Source organism: Hasllibacter sp. MH4015 (assembly GCF_020177575.1).
Classification (GTDB): Bacteria; Pseudomonadota; Alphaproteobacteria; order Rhodobacterales; family Rhodobacteraceae; genus Gymnodinialimonas.
On the sequence record NZ_JAHTBK010000001.1, the window covers coordinates 2,024,700 to 2,040,693 of the forward strand.

Consider the following 15,994-nt stretch of genomic DNA (forward strand, 5'->3'; position numbering starts at 1 on the left):
CCGTCCCCGCCGTCAGGCACGCAGCCGGATCGCCCCTATTGCGGCGGCGCCCCGCCCATCATCAGGCTGGCCAGGTAGGGCAGGCTGAGGCCCAGGGCGACGATCACCCCGATCAGGATCGCCCATCTCAGCCCGTTCAGCACCCGTTGCAGAATCTGCTCCACCGCGAACCAGGTGAACAGGCCGAGGCCGAACGCGACCGTGCCGGGCAGATCGTTGACCGTGTGGCCGATGCCCACGACCCAATCGGTCAGGGTCTGAACCAATGCGCCGAATTCCATGTGCCTGCCACTCCGCTGCCCGATGCGTCGCCCCCCGACCTGACGCAGATCGGGGCGGAGTTCCAGCCTCGATCACAGAACACCCCCTCCCTGTCCGCGCTTTGACACCGCCGCCCCCGGCTGGCATCAGGTGGTGCACAGCAAGGTGTTGCCCATGCCGCCTCCACCCCCTTTTCCCACCGGTTCGGACGCCCGCCGATGATGGCGCTTGCGCGCACCTATGCGGTCGCCGGGATCGGCGTGGCGATCTTCTGGGTACTCGGCCTGCCGCTTCCCTGGTTGCTGGGGCCGATCTTTGCCTGCCTGATCGCGGCGTTGTCGGGCCTCGACATGCGCGGGAACGACCTGGTCAACACGCTGATGCGCACGGTTCTGGGCGTCGCGGTCGGGGCGACGCTGACGTGGGCGGTGGTGGTGTCGATGGCGGGTATGTGGCCGACGCTTGCGCTGATGCCGGTCATGATCGCGCTGAGCGCGGCGATCGGCGTGCCGTATTTCCGGCGGCTTTGGGGGTTCGACTTCGCCACCTCCTATTACTCCGCGATGCCGGGCGGGTTGCAGGATATGCTGGTCTTCGGGGAAGAGGCGGGCGGGGACGTGCGCGCCCTGTCGCTGATCCATGCCACGCGGGTCCTTGTCATCGTGGCCAGCCTGCCCTTCATCCTCAGCTATTTCTGGGGAGTGGACCTGACCAGCGCGCCCGGCGCGCCGGCATCCAGCATCGCGCCCGCGCAGCTTTTGCTGATGGCCGCCTGTGGCATCGTGGGCTGGCAGGTGGCGAAGCGGGTGGGATTGTTCGGGGCCTCGATCCTGGGTCCGATGATCCTTGCCGCAATCCTTGCAATGACGGGGATCTTGCAACATCGCCCCCCGGCGGAGGCGATTGCGGCCGCGCAATTCTTCATCGGAATGACGGTGGGAACGAAATATGCGGGCGTGACGATGGGCGAAGTACGCCGCGACGTGCTGGCGGCGCTCGGCTTTTGCGTGATCCTGCTGATCCTGGCCGCGATCTTCACTGAGGCGGTCGTGCTGCTGGACCTCGCTCCGCCGTTGGAGGCGCTTCTGGCCTTCGCGCCGGGCGGACAGGCGGAGATGACGATCCTCGCCCTGATCGCCGGGGCGGACGTGGCCTTCGTTGTCGCGCATCACCTGCTGCGGATCGTGGTCGTGATCCTTGGCGCACCGCTTGCAGCAAGATTTTTCGACGGCTCCTAGAGCGCGTCGGCGCCGATCCCAAGGGCCGTCGCGACGGCGCGCGCCGCATCGCGCGTGCCGGTCCGTCCGCCCAGGTCGACGGTCAGCGCTTGGCCTGCACCCACCACCTCCGCCACGGCGGCCTCAAGGCGCGCGGCATCCGTGGACATCGCGGGGATGCCGTGCCGGTCCCCAAGCCAGTCCAGCATCATCGCACCCGACAGGATCATCGCGAAGGGGTTCGCGACCCCCTGCCCCGCGATATCCGGGGCCGAGCCGTGGCAGGGCTGAAAAACCGCGTGGTCATCGCCGATGTCAGCCGAGGGCGCCATTCCAAGTCCGCCCATCAGGCCCGCCCCCAGATCGCTGAGGATGTCGCCGAACATATTCTCCGTCACCATCACGTCGAAAGCCCAGGGCTTCTGCACCATCCACAGCGCCATGGCGTCGACATAGGCATGGTCCGCCACGATATCGGGGGCCTTCGCCATTTCCCCGTCGAACACGGAGCGGAAGAACGCGAAGGCGCGGAAGACGTTGGCCTTGTCCACGCATGTCACGCGCCCCTCCCCCTGCCCCCGCGCTTTTCTGCGGCGGGCAAGATCGACGGCGAAACGCGTGAGCTTCTCGGTCTTGGCGCGCGTGATGCGTAGGGTTTCGCGCGCCTCGTCCGGCTCCACGACGCCCGCGTCCTTGGAGTAGAAAAGCCCTTCCGTGCTTTCGCGGATCAGCACGAAATCCACGAGACGGCCTTGGGGTAATTTGAAGGCCGTGGGCGTTCCCGGACCAATCCGCACGGGCCGGACCCCGGCATAGAGATCCAGCGCCATGCGAAGGTCGATTTGCGGCGTGATCTCCGTCCCGTCGGGATAGCGGATGTCGGGCAGGCCCATGGCGGATAACAGGATCGCATCGGCTTCCCGCGCCGCGCGAATGGAGGCGTCGGGAAGCGCCGCGCCGGTTTCGGCATAATGGCGCGCACCCGCCGGGTGGGAAGTGAAGGATAGTCTATAAACCTCTGATTTATTTGATAATTCTCGCAAGATCGCTCGGGTGGGCCCAATGATCTCCGGCCCGATTCCATCGCCTTCGAATGTCGCGATCTCGAATGTCTTGCCCACGGCTTGTGCCCCCGGTTGATCCGGCGAAGCCTAGCCGCCCACCGGGCCCGGCTTCAATCCATCGCGAGTCTTGGCCGCGTTGGTCAGGCATCGCACGAAACTGCGCGCGGCGGCGGACGGCACCTCTTCCGCCCGGGACATGATGCCGACCGCACCGATCGTGGAGGATGTATCGAGGGGCAGTTGAACGAGGTGCCCATCGGCCAGGTCCTGCTGCACCACGCCGCGGGAGATGATCCAGACCGCGCGCGGATCGGCGCGCACAAGGGCGTGGCCCACATTGGCGGAGGCCGTGTCGATCCGGTCCGAGAAGAGCGGCACGCTTCGGGAAATCAGCAGACGCGCGATGAGGGACCGGATGGCGGTGTCCTTGGGCGGATAGATGATGCGAAACGCCTCCAGATCCTCGAACCGCGTCACGCCGAGTGCGGGGCTGTCGGGGCTGGCTACCACCACGACCTCTTCACTGTAGAGCTGGCGGAAGATCAGGCCATCCATCGTGTCGGGTCGCCCCAGCCGACCCACAACAAGGTCCACACCACCGCTGCGCAGGCGGCGGGTCATGTCACTGTGGGCGCCGTCGAGCACCTCAAGCTCCGTCCCGGGGGATTGGCGCGTGAATTCCAGGACTGCCCGCGGAACCAATGTGGCCGCCACCGACGGCAGGGCCCCGACGACGACCCGGCCCGCGCCCGATAGATCGCCGCGGACGGAGCGTAAGCCCTGGCGCAGCGCGGCGGTGCTTTGTTCGGCGAATTGCAGGAACACCTCCCCTTCCGGGGTGAGGCGCACGCCCGCGCGGCTCCGCTCCATCAATTTCGCGCCGAGGATATCCTCCAATTCCTTCAGGGTCTTCGAAATGGCCGGTTGCGTCAGGTGCAGCCCTTCGGCGGCGCGTTTGAGGCTTTGGGCCCGGGCGATGGCGCTGAACGCATCGAGGTGGCGAAACTTGATCCGGCGATCCATTGCATTCCCATTCCGGTAACTATCATGCAAATTTCTCACTTTTAGGTGCCAAAAACAATATGCGATAAGGGTGTGAGGGAGGAGCCTATGCGAACGCAGGTGGCGATCATCGGTGGTGGACCGTCCGGGCTTTTGCTGTCGCAATTGCTCCATATCCGGGGCATCGACAGCGTGGTTCTGGAGCGCAAGACGAAGGATTACGTCCTGTCGCGCATCCGCGCGGGCGTGTTGGAACAGGGCCTCGTGCGCCTGATGGAAGAGGCCGGTTGCGCAGACCGGATGAAGCAAGAAGGGTTCGAGCATGACGGCACGCTTCTGTCCTTCGGGGAGGAGATGTTCCGCATCGACTTTCGGGCACTGACTGGCACCCCGGTCATGGTCTACGGCCAGACGGAGGTGACGCGCGACCTCTACGCCGCGCGCGAAGCCGCGGGCGGCGAGATCGTCTACGAGGTCGATGATGTCGTGATCCACGACGCGACCACGGATGCGCCCCATGTGACCTTCACGCAAGCGGGCAAGGCCAAGCGGCTCGATTGCGATTTCATCGCCGGATGCGACGGGTTCCACGGCGTCAGCCGCAAGAGCATCCCCCAGGACAAGCGTCGGGAATTCGAGAAGGTGTATCCCTTCGGCTGGCTCGGCATCCTGTCGGAAACTCCGCCTCTGCATCACGAATTGATCTACGCCAATTCGGACCGCGGTTTTGCCCTGTGCTCCATGCGCAATGCGCAGTTGAGCCGCTACTACATCCAATGCCCGTTGAGCGATCAACCGGACGACTGGAGCGATCAGGCCTTCTGGGACGAGTTGAAGCGCCGCCTGCCCAGGGCGGAGGCGGAGAAACTGGTGACAGGTCCGTCGATCGAGAAATCCATCGCCCCCCTGCGGTCCTTCGTGACGGAGCCGATGCGGTGGGGCCGCCTGTTTCTGTGCGGGGATGCGGCCCATATCGTGCCGCCCACGGGTGCCAAGGGCCTGAACACCGCCGCGTCGGACGTACACTACCTGTGGACCGCCTTGGTGGAGCATTACGCCGAGGGCTCCGGTACCGGGATCGACACCTATTCCGAGAAGGCGCTTGCGAGAGTGTGGAAGGCGGAGCGGTTTTCGTGGTGGTTCTCCTCGCTGATGCATCACTTCCCCGACCAGACGGCGTTCGACAGGAAGATGCAGATGGCGGAGCTGGATTTCCTGCGCACCAACCGGGCCGCGCAAGTCGCCATGGCCGAGAACTACGTCGGCCTGCCCTATTGAACGGAGGACGCGATGAGCGACCGATTTGATGCCGGAATGGCCACGCGGCGCGCGGTTCTGGGCGATGCCCATGTCGCGCGGGCCGAGGCCGCGAAAACCGCCTTCGACCAGCCGTTCCAAGACATGATAACGGAAGGGGCCTGGGGCACCTTGTGGTCGGATGACACGATCAGCCGCCGCGATCGCTCGATGCTAACCCTCGCGCTGCTGGCGGCCACCGGCAATTTCGAGGAGATCCCGATGCATGTCCGCGCCACCGCGCGCACCGGCGCAAGCCCAGATGACATCATGCAGGCCTTCTTGCATGTTGCGGTCTATGCGGGCGTGCCCAAGGCGAACCACGCAATCAAGCTGGCCAAGCGGACCCTGGCCGAGATGGAGGCAGAGGCGACATGAGCAAAACGGCCGAATTCCACCAACGCGACACAGGGCGGCATCCGCCTGCCCTGACGCCGACCTACAAGACCTCCGTCGCGCGCAGCCCGCGCTTCGCGCTCATCTCGCTCGACCAGAGTGTGGCGGAGATGACGGGGCCCACCTTCGGCCATTCGGATCTGGACGCGGGCGACAATGATCTGCTGAACAATTACGCCAAGCCGGGCGAGAACCCGATCGGGGAGCGGATCATCCTTCACGGGCGTGTGCTGGACGAAAATGCGCGGCCCGTGCCGAATACGCTGGTGGAAATCTGGCAGGCGAATGCCGGTGGCCGATACCGGCACCGCAACGATCGCTACCTGGCCCCCATCGACCCGAATTTCGGCGGGTGTGGCCGGGCGCTGACCGACGATCAGGGCTATTACCATTTCCGCACCGTGAAACCGGGTGCCTATCCGTGGCGCAACCGGGTGAACGATTGGCGGCCCGCCCATGTCCATTTCTCCGTCTTCGGGACGGCCTTTTGCCAGCGCCTGATCACGCAATGCTATTTCGAGGGAGATCCGCTGATCCCGCTCTGCCCGATCATCCAGACGATCCCCGATGACGATGCCGTCGACGGGCTGGTGGCGAAGCTGGATATGAACGCCACCATTCCGCTCGACACGATTGCCTATCGCTTCGATATCGTACTCAGGGGGCGGCGGGCGACGTTGTTCGAGAACCGGATGGAGGGGACGTGATGGACGATCTTGGATATCTTAAGGTCACCGCCTCCCAAACCGCGGGGCCTTACGTGCATATCGGCCTCGCGCCCGGGGCGGCAGGGTTCGACATCTACGAGCGGGAGCTTGGCTGGGACATCGCGGGCCCCAATGCGCAAGGCAAAAGGATCAACGTCACGGGGCGAGTCATCGACGGCACGGGAAGCCCCGTCAAGGACGTGCTTTTGGAGGTCTGGCAGGCCAATGCCGCCGGACACTTCGCACATCCCGATGGCGGTGGAGAGGTGGAGGACGGATTTCGCGGATGGGGCCGCGTGATCTCGGACTTCGAAAGCGGGGAATGGCGGCTGGAGACGGTCAAGCCCGGCCCCTGCCCCGGTCGCGGCGGCACCATTCAGGCGCCGCATCTGAGCCTCTGGATCGTGGCGCGCGGGATCAATGTGGGCCTCCAGACGCGGATGTATTTCGAGGATGAGGCGGAGGCGAACGCCAACGACCCGGTGCTGAACATGATCGAATGGGAAAACCGGCGCGCGACCCTATTGGCCACACGTGTGGCGGAAGGGGAATACCGCTTCGACATCCGCCTGCAAGGGGACGGTGAGACCGTCTTTTTCGATGTCTGAGGCCATGACCGCCCCCTGCATCATCTGCGTGGCGATCACCGGCTCGCTGCCGCGCAAGGCGGACAATCCGGCGGTGCCGATCAGCGTGTCCGAGCAGATCGAGAGCACCCAGGAGGCCTTCGAGGCGGGCGCGAGCATCGTGCATGCCCATGTGCGCAACCCCGACGAGACGCCCAGTTCCGATCCCGAGAAATTCGCGGCCCTGAAGCAGGGCGTGGAAAAACACTGCCCCGGCATGATCATCCAGCTGTCGACCGGCGGGCGGTCCGGTGCGGGCCGGGAACGCGGCGGGATGCTGCCGCTCGAACCCGACATGGCGTCGCTGTCGGTGGGCTCCAACAATTTCCCGACCCGCGTCTACGAGAACCCGCCCGACCTGGTGGATTGGCTGGCCACGGAGATGCTGGAGCACGGCGTGAAGCCGGAGGTGGAGGCCTTCGACCTGAGCCATATCCTGCACGCCAAGGGGATGGCCGACCAGGGCAAGCTGGCCGGAACGCCCTACGTGCAGTTCGTGATGGGGGTGAAGAACGCGATGCCCGCCGACCGCGATGTCTTCGATTTCTACGTGAAGACCCACGCGCGCCTCTTCGGGGCCGACGCGCCGTGGTGTGCGGCGGGGATCGGGGCGAGCCAGATCGTGCTGAACGAATGGGCGATCGCGGCGGGTGGCCATGCGCGGACGGGGCTGGAGGATAACGTGCGGCTCGACAAGACCACGCTTGCGCCGTCCAACGCGGCCCTGGTCGCCCGCACGGCAGAGATCTGCGCCCGCAATGAGCGCCCCGTCGCCACCTGGCAACAGGCGCGCGCGATCCTGGGCCTGCGCGCGCCCTAGCGCCGCAACACGCGTGAGCGGAAGCTGATATTGCTGTCCGGCGCGCGGGCGAGCGCGCGGATGCAGAGGCCGATAACGATCAGGCTGATGATCAGCCACAGCCCGCCCCACAGCATCGTCGTGCCGCCGAATTCCTCCGCCAGCATCCGCGCGTCCGATTGCAGAAAGGACCGGGAAATCGTGTCGCTGAAGATGTCGTAGGGGACGTAGATAATGCTGGTCAGGCCGATCACGCGCAGGGCGAGGTCATTGATCTCCTCGCTCAGATAGCGCGCGCTGGCGAGCATGGCGGCCCCGGTCGCGATGCAGAAGGCCAGCGGAAAGAGCTCCCGGATATAGAGCACCGTCACCAGCAGCATCACGATCCCGCAGCCCGCCATGATCAGCGTGTCGGCGCGCGTCCGCAAAGCCGCCCAGAGCAGGCCCACACCCAGCAGAAGCGAGCCGAGGTAGCCCGCCGTCAGGATCAAGAACCGCGACCCGCCGCGCGTATAGGCCACCCCGCCCTGGCGCGGGGAGAGGGAGATCGACTCGATGGACCCGTCCGTCAGGATCGCGGCCAGGCCGTGGGCCAGTTCGTGCAAGAATACGACGAGGATCTTCAGCGGCACCACGATGGGCGTGTTCCAAAGCGCGAAGACCAGCGCGGTCAACGCGATCAACTGCCAATGTCCCTTGAAAAACGTCATCTTGCGATCTCCAGCCCATCCCTGTGGGCTTGTCAATTCGCCGGTGCGGGAGATGGCAATGTAAGGGCTTGCACAACGCCTATGTAAGGGCTTACATCGCCGCAATGGAATCAGCGCAAGCGGCGTTGGTGCGGGGGGATGCACCGGGGCCACGGCTTTCGCACAAGCCAAGGGACCCATCCGCCATGACCAGAGAATACCTCAAGAAAGCGACGCTCACGTCCAAGTCCGATGCGTCCGATGTGCATGAGACTGTGCAGGCGATCCTGGATGACATCCGCGCGGGCGGTGACGACAAGGTCCGCGAATACGCGGCCAAGTTCGACAAGTACGAGGGCAATATCGTCCTCACCGCGCGGGAGATCGAGGCGGCAGCGGCCCTGGTTCCCGACAAGCTGAAGGCCGACATCCAGTTTGCCCACGATAATGTCCGCCGCTTTGCGGAGGCGCAGAAGGCTACCCTTTCCAACGTGGAGTTAGAGATCGTGCCGGGCTTCATGGCCGGGCAGAAGGCGATCCCGGTCGATGCGGCGGGCTGTTACATCCCCGGCGGGCGCTACAGCCACATCGCCAGCGCGATCATGACGGTCACGACCGCAAAGGTGGCCGGGTGCAATCACATCATGGCGACCTCCCCCCCGCGTCCGGGCGTGGGAGTGGCGCCTGCCATCGTCTATGCCGCCCATATCTGCGGCGCGGACACGATCATGGCGTTGGGTGGCGTGCAGGGTGTGGCGGCGATGACCTTCGGCATGTTCGGCCTGCCCAAGGCCAACATCCTCGTCGGACCCGGCAATCAATTCGTGGCAGAGGCCAAGCGCATCCTTTTCGGCCATGTGGGGATCGACATGATTGCGGGCCCCACTGACAGCCTTGTCCTCGCCGACGGCTCCGCCGATCCGCATATCGTCGCCACGGATTTGGTCAGCCAAGCCGAGCATGGTTACAATTCCCCGGTCTGGCTTGTGACCGACGACAGGGCGCTGGCGCAGGACGTCATGGCGCGTATCCCCGCGCTGATCGACGATCTGCCCGAGGTGAACCGCGAAAACGCCGCCGCCGCGTGGCGCGATTATGCCGAGGTGATTGTCTGCGCCGACCGCGAAGACATGGCGGCGTGTTCCGACGCATACGCGCCCGAGCACCTGACCGTGCAGGCAGAGGATCTGGATTGGTGGAAAGACCGGCTCAGCTGCTACGGCTCGCTCTTCTTGGGGGAGGAGACGACCGTATCTTACGGGGACAAGGCCTCGGGCACGAACCACGTTTTGCCGACCTCCGGCGCGGCCAGCTATACCGGCGGGCTGTCGGTGCACAAATACATGAAGATCGTCACGTGGCAGCAATCCACGCGCGATGGCTCCAAGCAGGTGGCGCAGGCCACGGCCCGCATCTCCAGACTGGAGGGGATGGAAGGCCACGCACGCGCGGCGGATGTCCGGTTGGCGAAGTATTTCCCGGGTGAGAATTTCGACCTCAGCGCCAATGGCTGACACCGCCCACATGTTCGACCTGACGGGCCGCGTGGCCTGCGTGACGGGTGCATCAGCGGGGTTGGGGCAGCAAGCGGCCAGTGCCCTTGCGCGCGCCGGGGCGAAGGTTGTGGGCCTGGCGCGGCGCGCGGATGCGTTGTCCGATTGGGCGGAGCGGATCGGGCCGAACGCTGCCGCGATGGCGGCCGACCTGTCGGACAGGGATGCCATTCCCGACATTGCCGCGCGCGTGGCGGAGCCGTTTGGTGGGCCGGATATCGTCGTCCATGCAGCCGGTCTCAACACGCGCCAGGCCGCCGATGACGTGACACCCGAGGGGTGGGACGAGACGCTGAGCCTGAACCTCGCCGCGCCGTTTTTCCTGTCTCAGGCTCTCGTGCCCGCGATGAAGGCGAAGGGCTGGGGCCGGATCGTGACGTTCGCCTCTCTGCAAACCACCCGCGCCTTTCCCGGCGGCGTCGCCTATGGTGCCTCCAAGGCGGGGATCGGTCAGGTAACGCGCGCGATGGCGGAGGCGTGGTCACGCTTCGGCATCACCGCCAACGCGATCGGCCCCGGTTTCTTCCCGACCGAACTGACCGGGCCGGTCTTCGCCGATCCCGAGCGGGCCGCGCGCAATGCCGCGCAGACGTGCACCGGGCGCAACGGTAGGTTGGAGGATATCGACGGCCCCGTGATCTTCCTTGCCTCCGACGCAAGCGCCTATGTGACGGGTCAGATCCTAATGGTGGACGGGGGGTTCACGGCGAAATGAAAGCTCTGATCTACGACGGTGTCGAAACGCTCGGCTTCCGCGATACCGACATGGCTGTGCCGCGCAACGGGGAGCATCTTGTCCGGGTGGAGGCCGTGGGCATCTGTGGATCGGATATGCATGCCTATCTGGGCCATGATGCGCGCCGCCCCGCCCCCCTGATCCTTGGCCACGAGGCGGCGGGCGTGATCGAAGGCGGACCGCGCGACGGGGAGCGGGTGACGATCAACCCGCTAGTCCATTGCGGCATCTGCGCCGCGTGCATGGCGGGGCGCGAAAACCTGTGCCCGGATCGCCAGATCATTTCGATGCCGCCGCGGGAGGGCGCGTTCGCGCAATTCGTCGCGATGCCCGCCGCCAACCTCGTGACGGTGCCCGCTTCCGTCCCCCTCACCAAGGCGGCGCTGGCGGAACCCCTGGCGGTCAGCTGGCACGCCGTGCGTCTGGGGCTGGCAGTCCTTGATGGCGCGATGGACAGACGCGCCCTTGTCATTGGCGGCGGCGCGATTGGATTGGCGGCGGCGCTTGCGTTGAAGGCGATGGGGGTCGAGGACGTCACGATCACAGAACCCAACGACGCGCGGCGCGCCTATCTGTCAGATGCCTGCGGTCAGGATGCGGTCGTGGTGGCGGACGGCATGTTTCCCCTTGTCGTGGATGCGGTCGGCTTCGCCGCCACCCGTAAAATCGCGTCGGCCCATGCCGCGCCCGGCGGTGTGATCGTCCATGTCGGCCTGGGCGAGGATACCGGCGGGCTCGACATCCGGCGCATGACCCTGCAGGAGATCACGTTCATCGGCACCTACACTTACACCGCGCAGGATTTCCGCGACACCGCCGCGGCGATCTTCGACGGCCGCCTCGGCCCGCTGGACTGGACCGAGACGCGCCCCCTGTCCGAGGGCGCACGCGCGTTCGCCGACATTCGCGCGGGCCGCGTGCCCGCCCCGAAAATCATCCTGAACCCACATGCCTGAGGAGGTTTGACCCCGTGAGCATTTCCAAGAAGATCGTTGACGATTTCGTCGCCAACGACGTGTCCTTCATCACCACCGTGCCGTGCAAGCAGCTGGCCGGGGTGATCGACGAGGTCGAGGCGCGACCCGAAATCTTCCACATCCCCTCCAACAAGGAAGACGAGGGCATGGGCCTGTGCGCGGGCGCGTGGATGGGCGGCAAGCGGCCCGCCATCATCATGCAGAACACGGCCATTGGCGTGACGATCAACACGCTGGCGACCCTCACGCAATTCTACCGGATGCCCCTGCCGATCCTGATCTCCTATCGTGGGGAATTGCGGGAGCCGGTGGCCTGCCAGGTGGAGATGGCGGTGCATACAAAGGCGCTTCTGAACCAGATGCTGATCCCGACCTATCATTTCCACAAGGAAGAGGACGCGGATGAGTTGGACGCGATCCTGAAATACACCTTCATGTGCAACAAGCCCGTCGCGATCCTGACCGACGCGTCCTTCTGGGGAGGCTATGGCGACCAATGATCCGTTCCGAAATCCTGAAAGAAATCGCCCCGATCCTGCGGGACCAGCTTGTCGTCTGCAACATCGGCATCCCGTCCCAGGAATTGCATGCCATCGACGACCAGCCGACCAATTTCTACATGCTCGGCACGATGGGGCTCGCGTCTTCCATCGGGCTTGGCCTTGCCATCGCGCAGCCCAAGCCGGTCATCGTGATCGACGGGGACGGGTCCGTTTTGACCAATCTCGGCACGCTGCCCACCATCGGCAACAATTGCCCCGACAATTACATCCTGATGATTATCGACAATGGCTCTTACGGGTCCACCGGGGATCAGCCGACCTATACCGGCAAGAAAACCGACCTTGCAGGCATGGCGCGCGCGGCGGGCTGTGACAACGTGGTCGAAGTGCAGGACGTCGATACCGGCGAGGCGCTGCAAGCCGCACTCGACAGCGGGAAAGGCACCGTGATGGTCGTGAAATGCGACAGCGGCAACGCCAAGAACCCCGTCATCACCATGGATCCGGTCGTTATCCGCGACCGCTTCATGAAGGCCGTGGCGGGCTGAAGATGGGCATCCATTCCAGCGCGGACGCGCGGCGCATCGCGAAGCGGCGTCTGCCCTGGATGGTGTTTGACTATATCGACGGCGCCGCGGGGATGGAGGCGGGCGCGGACCGCACCCGCGCGGCGTTCGACGCGCTGACCCTTCGCCCCCGCATATTGCGCGATGTGAGCGCGCGCGACCTGTCGGTGGACCTGTCCGGCACCCGCGCCAAGGCCCCCTTTGGCATCAGCCCGATGGGCATGTGCAACCTGTCGGGCCCCGGCGCGGATATGATGCTGGCGCGGTTGGCGGCGCGCGAAGAGGTGCCGTTGGGCGTCTCCACCGTCGCCTCCACCGCGATGGAGCCATTGATCGAGGCGGCAAATGGCCATGCGTGGTTCCAGCTCTATTTCACGGGCGATGGCACCGGAACCTTCAAGCTGGTGGAGCGGGCCAAGGCGGCGGGCTACCATACGCTGATCCTGACCGTCGATGTGCCGGAGGTCGGCCGCCGCCCCCGCGAATTGCGCCACGGCTTCACGATGCCCTTCAAGATCGGGCCGCGCCAGTTCCTCGATTTCGCCTTGCACCCGCGCTGGTCGATCTCGTCGCTTCTGGCGGGCAAACCGGATATGGCGAATTTCCGAATGGAGGGGTTCGAGTTCGACCGAACCGCCAGTCGCGCCAGGGCCGATTGGGACACGCTTGCGCGCCTGCGGGACATGTGGCCGGGCAAGTTGGTGGTCAAAGGCGTCCTCGACCCCGAGGATGCAATGGCGCTGCAAAGGGTGGGCGTCGATGCGATCCAGGTGTCCAGCCACGGCAATCGCCAGTTGGAAAGTGCCCCTGCCCCGATCACCATGCTGCCCGCCATCCGTGCGGCCGTCGGTCCCGACATGCCGCTTTTCTACGATACCGGCCTGCGCAGCGGGGAGGACGTGGTCAAAGCCTATGCCAGTGGCGCGCACTTCACCTTCCTCGGTCGCGTTCTGCAATTCGCCATTGCCGCCGGTGGAGAAGAGGGGCTGGAGCAGCTGTGGGACGTGCTGAAGGCGGAGACGAGCATCACGTTGGCCCAGATCGGAAAGACCGGTTTGAGGGCCGGGCATCTAGACGACGTGCTGAACGGGTGACGCGTGTCAGACGGCGCTTGCCACGGTCAGAACCTCGGCAATCACGCGGGCAGTTTTGGTGATCTCCGCCTCCGTCAATGTGGGATGGACGAGGAACATCAGGCTCGTCTCCCCAAGCTCCGCCGCGACCGGTAGCGCTGTCTGGGGCCGCAAGCCCGCAGCGTCGAACGCCTTCTCCCTGTAGACCTCAGAACAACTGCCCTGGAAGCACGGTACGCCACGCTCCACGATCTCTGCCACGATCCGGTCGCGGGACCAGCCCTGCGCCAGATTCTCCGGGGTCACATAGGCATAGAATTTGTATTGCGCGTGGACACAGCCCGTTGTCGGATCGCATCCATTGCACCCGGCGCAGCGGAATTCGGGTAATCGGATCGCCCCGCCCGGCCCGGCGAAATCCCGCAATGCCGCGTCGATGGCAGCGGCGTTCCTGCTCCGCATCGCCGTCCAATCGGCCATCCGGCCAAGCTGGATACGCCCGATCACACCTTGCAATTCCGTCATCCGGAAATTGGTGCCGATGCTTTCGTGGAGCCAGCGGAATCCCGGCGGATGCTGCCGTTCATAGACCGCATCCCATGACTTCCCGTGATCCTTGAAGGCCCACATGCGCGCCCAGATGTCGCGGTCGTTGACCGTCACCATGCCGCCTTCGCCGCCCGTCGTCATGATCTTGTCCTGGCAGAAGGACCACGCCCCCACATGGCCCAAGCCGCCGACGGGCCGCCCCTTGTAGCGCGCGCCATGGGCCTGGGCGCAATCTTCGATGACCTTGAGGTCGTGGCGCGCGGCAAGCTCCATGATCCCGTCCATGTCGCAGGGCCAACCGGCCAGATGCACGGCGATGATCGCGCGGGTGTGTGCCGTGATTGCCGGGGCAATCGTATCGGCGGTGATGTTGCCACTGTCGCGATCCACATCGACGAAGACAGGCCGCGCGCCCGCATTGACCACGCAGGAGGCGGAGGCGACGAAGGTGCGCGGGGTGACGATGACTTCATCCTGCGCGCTGCCGCCGTTCCGCTCCCCCACGCTCAAACCGTGCAGGGCCAGATCCAGCGCGAGAGTTCCGTTGGCCAGGCCGATTGCATGGTCGGTCCCGCACCACGCGGCAAATTCCGCCTCGAATTCCCGCGTCTCGGTGCCGGTCCAGTAATTCACGCGGTTCGACAGAAGCACGCGGGATATCGCGTCCGCTTCTTCCTGCGTGAAGGACGGCCAAGGCGAGAATGGTCCGTTCAACATGTCACTTCAAATCCCTTGCCGGCACACCGCCAACCGTGGCGCCATCGGGTACGTCAGATACAACCGCTGCCCCTGCCCCGACAATCGCGCCCGCGCCGATGCGCACGCCATCCCGCACGACCGCGCCGATCCCGATCCACGCGCCCGCGCCCACGTTGACGCCGCCCGCCAGCCGTACGCCGGGGGAGATGTGGGCGAAATCCCCGACCACGCAATCATGGTCGACCGATGCGGCAGTGTTCACGATCACACCATGGCCCAGGCGCGCGTCGGCGTTCAAAATCGCGCCTGCAACCACGAGCACACCTGCCCCGATTTCGGCAGAGGGTGAGATAATGGCATTCGGGTCCAGCAGGGCGGGTGCGGACCAGAGGTCGAGCGCCTCGAACATCGCTCGGCGCGTGGCATTCGCGCCGATGGCGCAGAAACACGGCCCCGCGCTCTTTTCGACCTTTCCGATGATCGGAAGCCCGCCATGGGCGTCCCGCTCAGGCCAGCTATCGTCGACGAAACAAAGATCATCGTATCCGCAGCGACGCGCCGTGTCGGCCACCACTTTGCCGTGCCCCCCTGCCCCGATCAGGACCAGCCGCGTCATTCGCCGGACCCGGTGAAGCGCGGCATGGTGACATTGCCATCCGACGCGATCCCGTCCCGGCGCAGGATCTTTAAAACCGTCATCCACATGATCCTGAAATCCAGCGCCATGGTACGGTTTTCGACGTACCAGACATCGAGTTCAAATTTCTCTTCCCAGCTGAGCGCATTGCGCCCGTTGACCTGCGCCCACCCCGTGATGCCGGGCCGCACTGCGTGGCGCTTGGCCTGACGCGGCGAATAGAGCGGAACATATTCCATCAATAGCGGGCGCGGTCCGACAAGGCTCATATCCCCTTTCAGAACGTTCCAGAATTCTGGCAGTTCATCGAGGGACGTGTTGCGCAGGAATGTTCCAAACGGCGTCATGCGGTGTTCGTCGCCAAGCGGTGCGCCATCTTCGTCAAACGCCTCCCGCATGGTGCGGAACTTGACCATCCCGAAGGGCCGCGCGTGGAGGCCGGGGCGCGTCTGGCGAAACAGGACCGGCGCGCCGAGCTTGCGGCGCACCTGCACCGCGACCAGAGCGAGGACGGGCGCAAGCACCACCAAGGCAAGGGCAGCCAGGACAATATCGAGGATACGCTTGAGGACCATCGCAGTGCCGAACCCACATCGTTTGCAGTGCGGGACCTAGCGCGCCAACCTCGCACGACCAAGAGCCCC

At 65.2% G+C, this 15,994-nt stretch carries 19 protein-coding genes; 12 read left to right on the forward strand and 7 right to left on the reverse strand.

The genetic code is table 11. The features are described from left to right. Nucleotides 1-35: 35 nt before the first annotated feature. Nucleotides 36-281 (reverse strand): hypothetical protein, encoded by a 246-nt coding sequence (locus KUW62_RS10400; protein ID WP_224815415.1) that lies wholly within the window; start codon nucleotides 279-281, stop codon nucleotides 36-38. Nucleotides 282-479: 198 nt separating this feature from the next. On the opposite strand from KUW62_RS10400, the gene KUW62_RS10405 reads away from it, so the two are divergent. After that, nucleotides 480-1,499, forward strand: coding sequence for an AbrB family transcriptional regulator (locus KUW62_RS10405; protein ID WP_224815416.1), 1,020 nt, complete (start codon nucleotides 480-482; stop codon nucleotides 1,497-1,499). Here KUW62_RS10405 and KUW62_RS10410 read toward each other — a convergent pair. Further along, nucleotides 1,496-2,599, reverse strand: a complete 1,104-nt coding sequence (locus KUW62_RS10410; RefSeq protein WP_224815417.1) for an isocitrate/isopropylmalate family dehydrogenase — start codon at nucleotides 2,597-2,599, stop codon at nucleotides 1,496-1,498. The genes KUW62_RS10405 and KUW62_RS10410 overlap by 4 nt on opposite strands. Before the next feature lie 30 nt (nucleotides 2,600-2,629). Continuing rightward, nucleotides 2,630-3,565 carry a pca operon transcription factor PcaQ gene (gene pcaQ / locus KUW62_RS10415; protein ID WP_224815418.1) on the reverse strand — a complete coding sequence of 312 codons (936 nt, stop codon included), beginning with the start codon at nucleotides 3,563-3,565 and terminating at the stop codon, nucleotides 2,630-2,632. An 87-nt stretch (nucleotides 3,566-3,652) separates the two neighbouring features. On the opposite strand from pcaQ, the gene pobA reads away from it, so the two are divergent. From pobA to KUW62_RS10440, 5 genes are read left to right on the forward strand one after another with little or no spacing between them, the layout of a single operon-like run. Further along, nucleotides 3,653-4,822, forward strand: coding sequence for a 4-hydroxybenzoate 3-monooxygenase (gene pobA, locus KUW62_RS10420; protein WP_224815419.1), 1,170 nt, complete (start codon nucleotides 3,653-3,655; stop codon nucleotides 4,820-4,822). 12 nt (nucleotides 4,823-4,834) lie between these two features. Continuing rightward, complete coding sequence (pcaC, locus tag KUW62_RS10425) at nucleotides 4,835-5,218, forward strand: 4-carboxymuconolactone decarboxylase (protein WP_224815420.1); 384 nt, start codon at nucleotides 4,835-4,837, stop codon at nucleotides 5,216-5,218. Further along, entirely contained in the window at nucleotides 5,215-5,943 is a 729-nt protein-coding gene (pcaH, locus tag KUW62_RS10430) for a protocatechuate 3,4-dioxygenase subunit beta (protein ID WP_224815421.1), read from the forward strand. Before pcaC ends, pcaH begins: the two co-directional genes overlap by 4 nt. After that, a complete protein-coding gene (gene pcaG, locus KUW62_RS10435) occupies nucleotides 5,943-6,551 on the forward strand; it encodes a protocatechuate 3,4-dioxygenase subunit alpha (protein ID WP_255598828.1) in 609 nt (202 codons plus the stop codon). The genes pcaH and pcaG overlap by 1 nt, the downstream gene beginning before the upstream one ends. A 4-nt stretch (nucleotides 6,552-6,555) precedes the next feature. Continuing rightward, nucleotides 6,556-7,389 carry a 3-keto-5-aminohexanoate cleavage protein gene (locus KUW62_RS10440; protein WP_224815423.1) on the forward strand — a complete coding sequence of 278 codons (834 nt, stop codon included), beginning with the start codon at nucleotides 6,556-6,558 and terminating at the stop codon, nucleotides 7,387-7,389. Here KUW62_RS10440 and KUW62_RS10445 read toward each other — a convergent pair. Next, the gene (locus tag KUW62_RS10445; protein ID WP_224815424.1) at nucleotides 7,386-8,078 is read right to left on the reverse strand and encodes a M50 family metallopeptidase; all 693 of its coding nucleotides are present in this window, start codon (nucleotides 8,076-8,078) and stop codon (nucleotides 7,386-7,388) included. The two genes, KUW62_RS10440 and KUW62_RS10445, sit on opposite strands and share 4 nt — an antisense overlap. A 185-nt stretch (nucleotides 8,079-8,263) precedes the next feature. On the opposite strand from KUW62_RS10445, the gene hisD reads away from it, so the two are divergent. The 6 genes from hisD to KUW62_RS10475 are packed head-to-tail and all read left to right on the forward strand — an operon-like array spanning nucleotide 8,264 to nucleotide 13,486. Continuing rightward, nucleotides 8,264-9,571 (forward strand): histidinol dehydrogenase, encoded by a 1,308-nt coding sequence (hisD, locus tag KUW62_RS10450; protein WP_224815425.1) that lies wholly within the window; start codon nucleotides 8,264-8,266, stop codon nucleotides 9,569-9,571. Continuing rightward, nucleotides 9,564-10,325: an SDR family NAD(P)-dependent oxidoreductase gene (locus KUW62_RS10455; protein WP_224815426.1), complete on the forward strand. Its 762-nt coding sequence runs from the start codon at nucleotides 9,564-9,566 to the stop codon at nucleotides 10,323-10,325. The genes hisD and KUW62_RS10455 overlap by 8 nt, the downstream gene beginning before the upstream one ends. Beyond that, complete coding sequence (locus KUW62_RS10460) at nucleotides 10,322-11,302, forward strand: alcohol dehydrogenase catalytic domain-containing protein (RefSeq protein ID WP_224815427.1); 981 nt, start codon at nucleotides 10,322-10,324, stop codon at nucleotides 11,300-11,302. Before KUW62_RS10455 ends, KUW62_RS10460 begins: the two co-directional genes overlap by 4 nt. A 14-nt stretch (nucleotides 11,303-11,316) precedes the next feature. Next, nucleotides 11,317-11,823: a sulfopyruvate decarboxylase subunit alpha gene (locus tag KUW62_RS10465; RefSeq protein ID WP_224815428.1), complete on the forward strand. Its 507-nt coding sequence runs from the start codon at nucleotides 11,317-11,319 to the stop codon at nucleotides 11,821-11,823. Further along, complete coding sequence (comE, locus tag KUW62_RS10470; protein WP_224815429.1) at nucleotides 11,820-12,374, forward strand: sulfopyruvate decarboxylase subunit beta; 555 nt, start codon at nucleotides 11,820-11,822, stop codon at nucleotides 12,372-12,374. The genes KUW62_RS10465 and comE overlap by 4 nt, the downstream gene beginning before the upstream one ends. A 2-nt stretch (nucleotides 12,375-12,376) precedes the next feature. After that, the gene (locus KUW62_RS10475) at nucleotides 12,377-13,486 is read left to right on the forward strand and encodes an alpha-hydroxy acid oxidase (protein WP_224815430.1); all 1,110 of its coding nucleotides are present in this window, start codon (nucleotides 12,377-12,379) and stop codon (nucleotides 13,484-13,486) included. Between the two features lie 6 nt (nucleotides 13,487-13,492). Here the strand turns inward: KUW62_RS10475 and KUW62_RS10480 are convergent, their stop codons facing one another. Genes KUW62_RS10480 through KUW62_RS10490 form a run of 3 tightly spaced genes read right to left on the reverse strand, consistent with a single transcriptional unit; the run spans nucleotide 13,493 to nucleotide 15,925 of the window. After that, the gene (locus KUW62_RS10480) at nucleotides 13,493-14,731 is read right to left on the reverse strand and encodes a DegT/DnrJ/EryC1/StrS aminotransferase family protein (protein ID WP_224815431.1); all 1,239 of its coding nucleotides are present in this window, start codon (nucleotides 14,729-14,731) and stop codon (nucleotides 13,493-13,495) included. Nucleotide 14,732: 1 nt separating this feature from the next. After that, on the reverse strand, nucleotides 14,733-15,329 hold the full coding sequence (locus tag KUW62_RS10485) for an acetyltransferase (RefSeq protein ID WP_224815432.1): 597 nt from the start codon (nucleotides 15,327-15,329) through the stop codon (nucleotides 14,733-14,735). After that, a complete protein-coding gene (locus KUW62_RS10490) occupies nucleotides 15,326-15,925 on the reverse strand; it encodes a sugar transferase (RefSeq protein WP_224815433.1) in 600 nt (199 codons plus the stop codon). Before KUW62_RS10490 ends, KUW62_RS10485 begins: the two co-directional genes overlap by 4 nt. Nucleotides 15,926-15,994 lie beyond the last annotated feature (69 nt).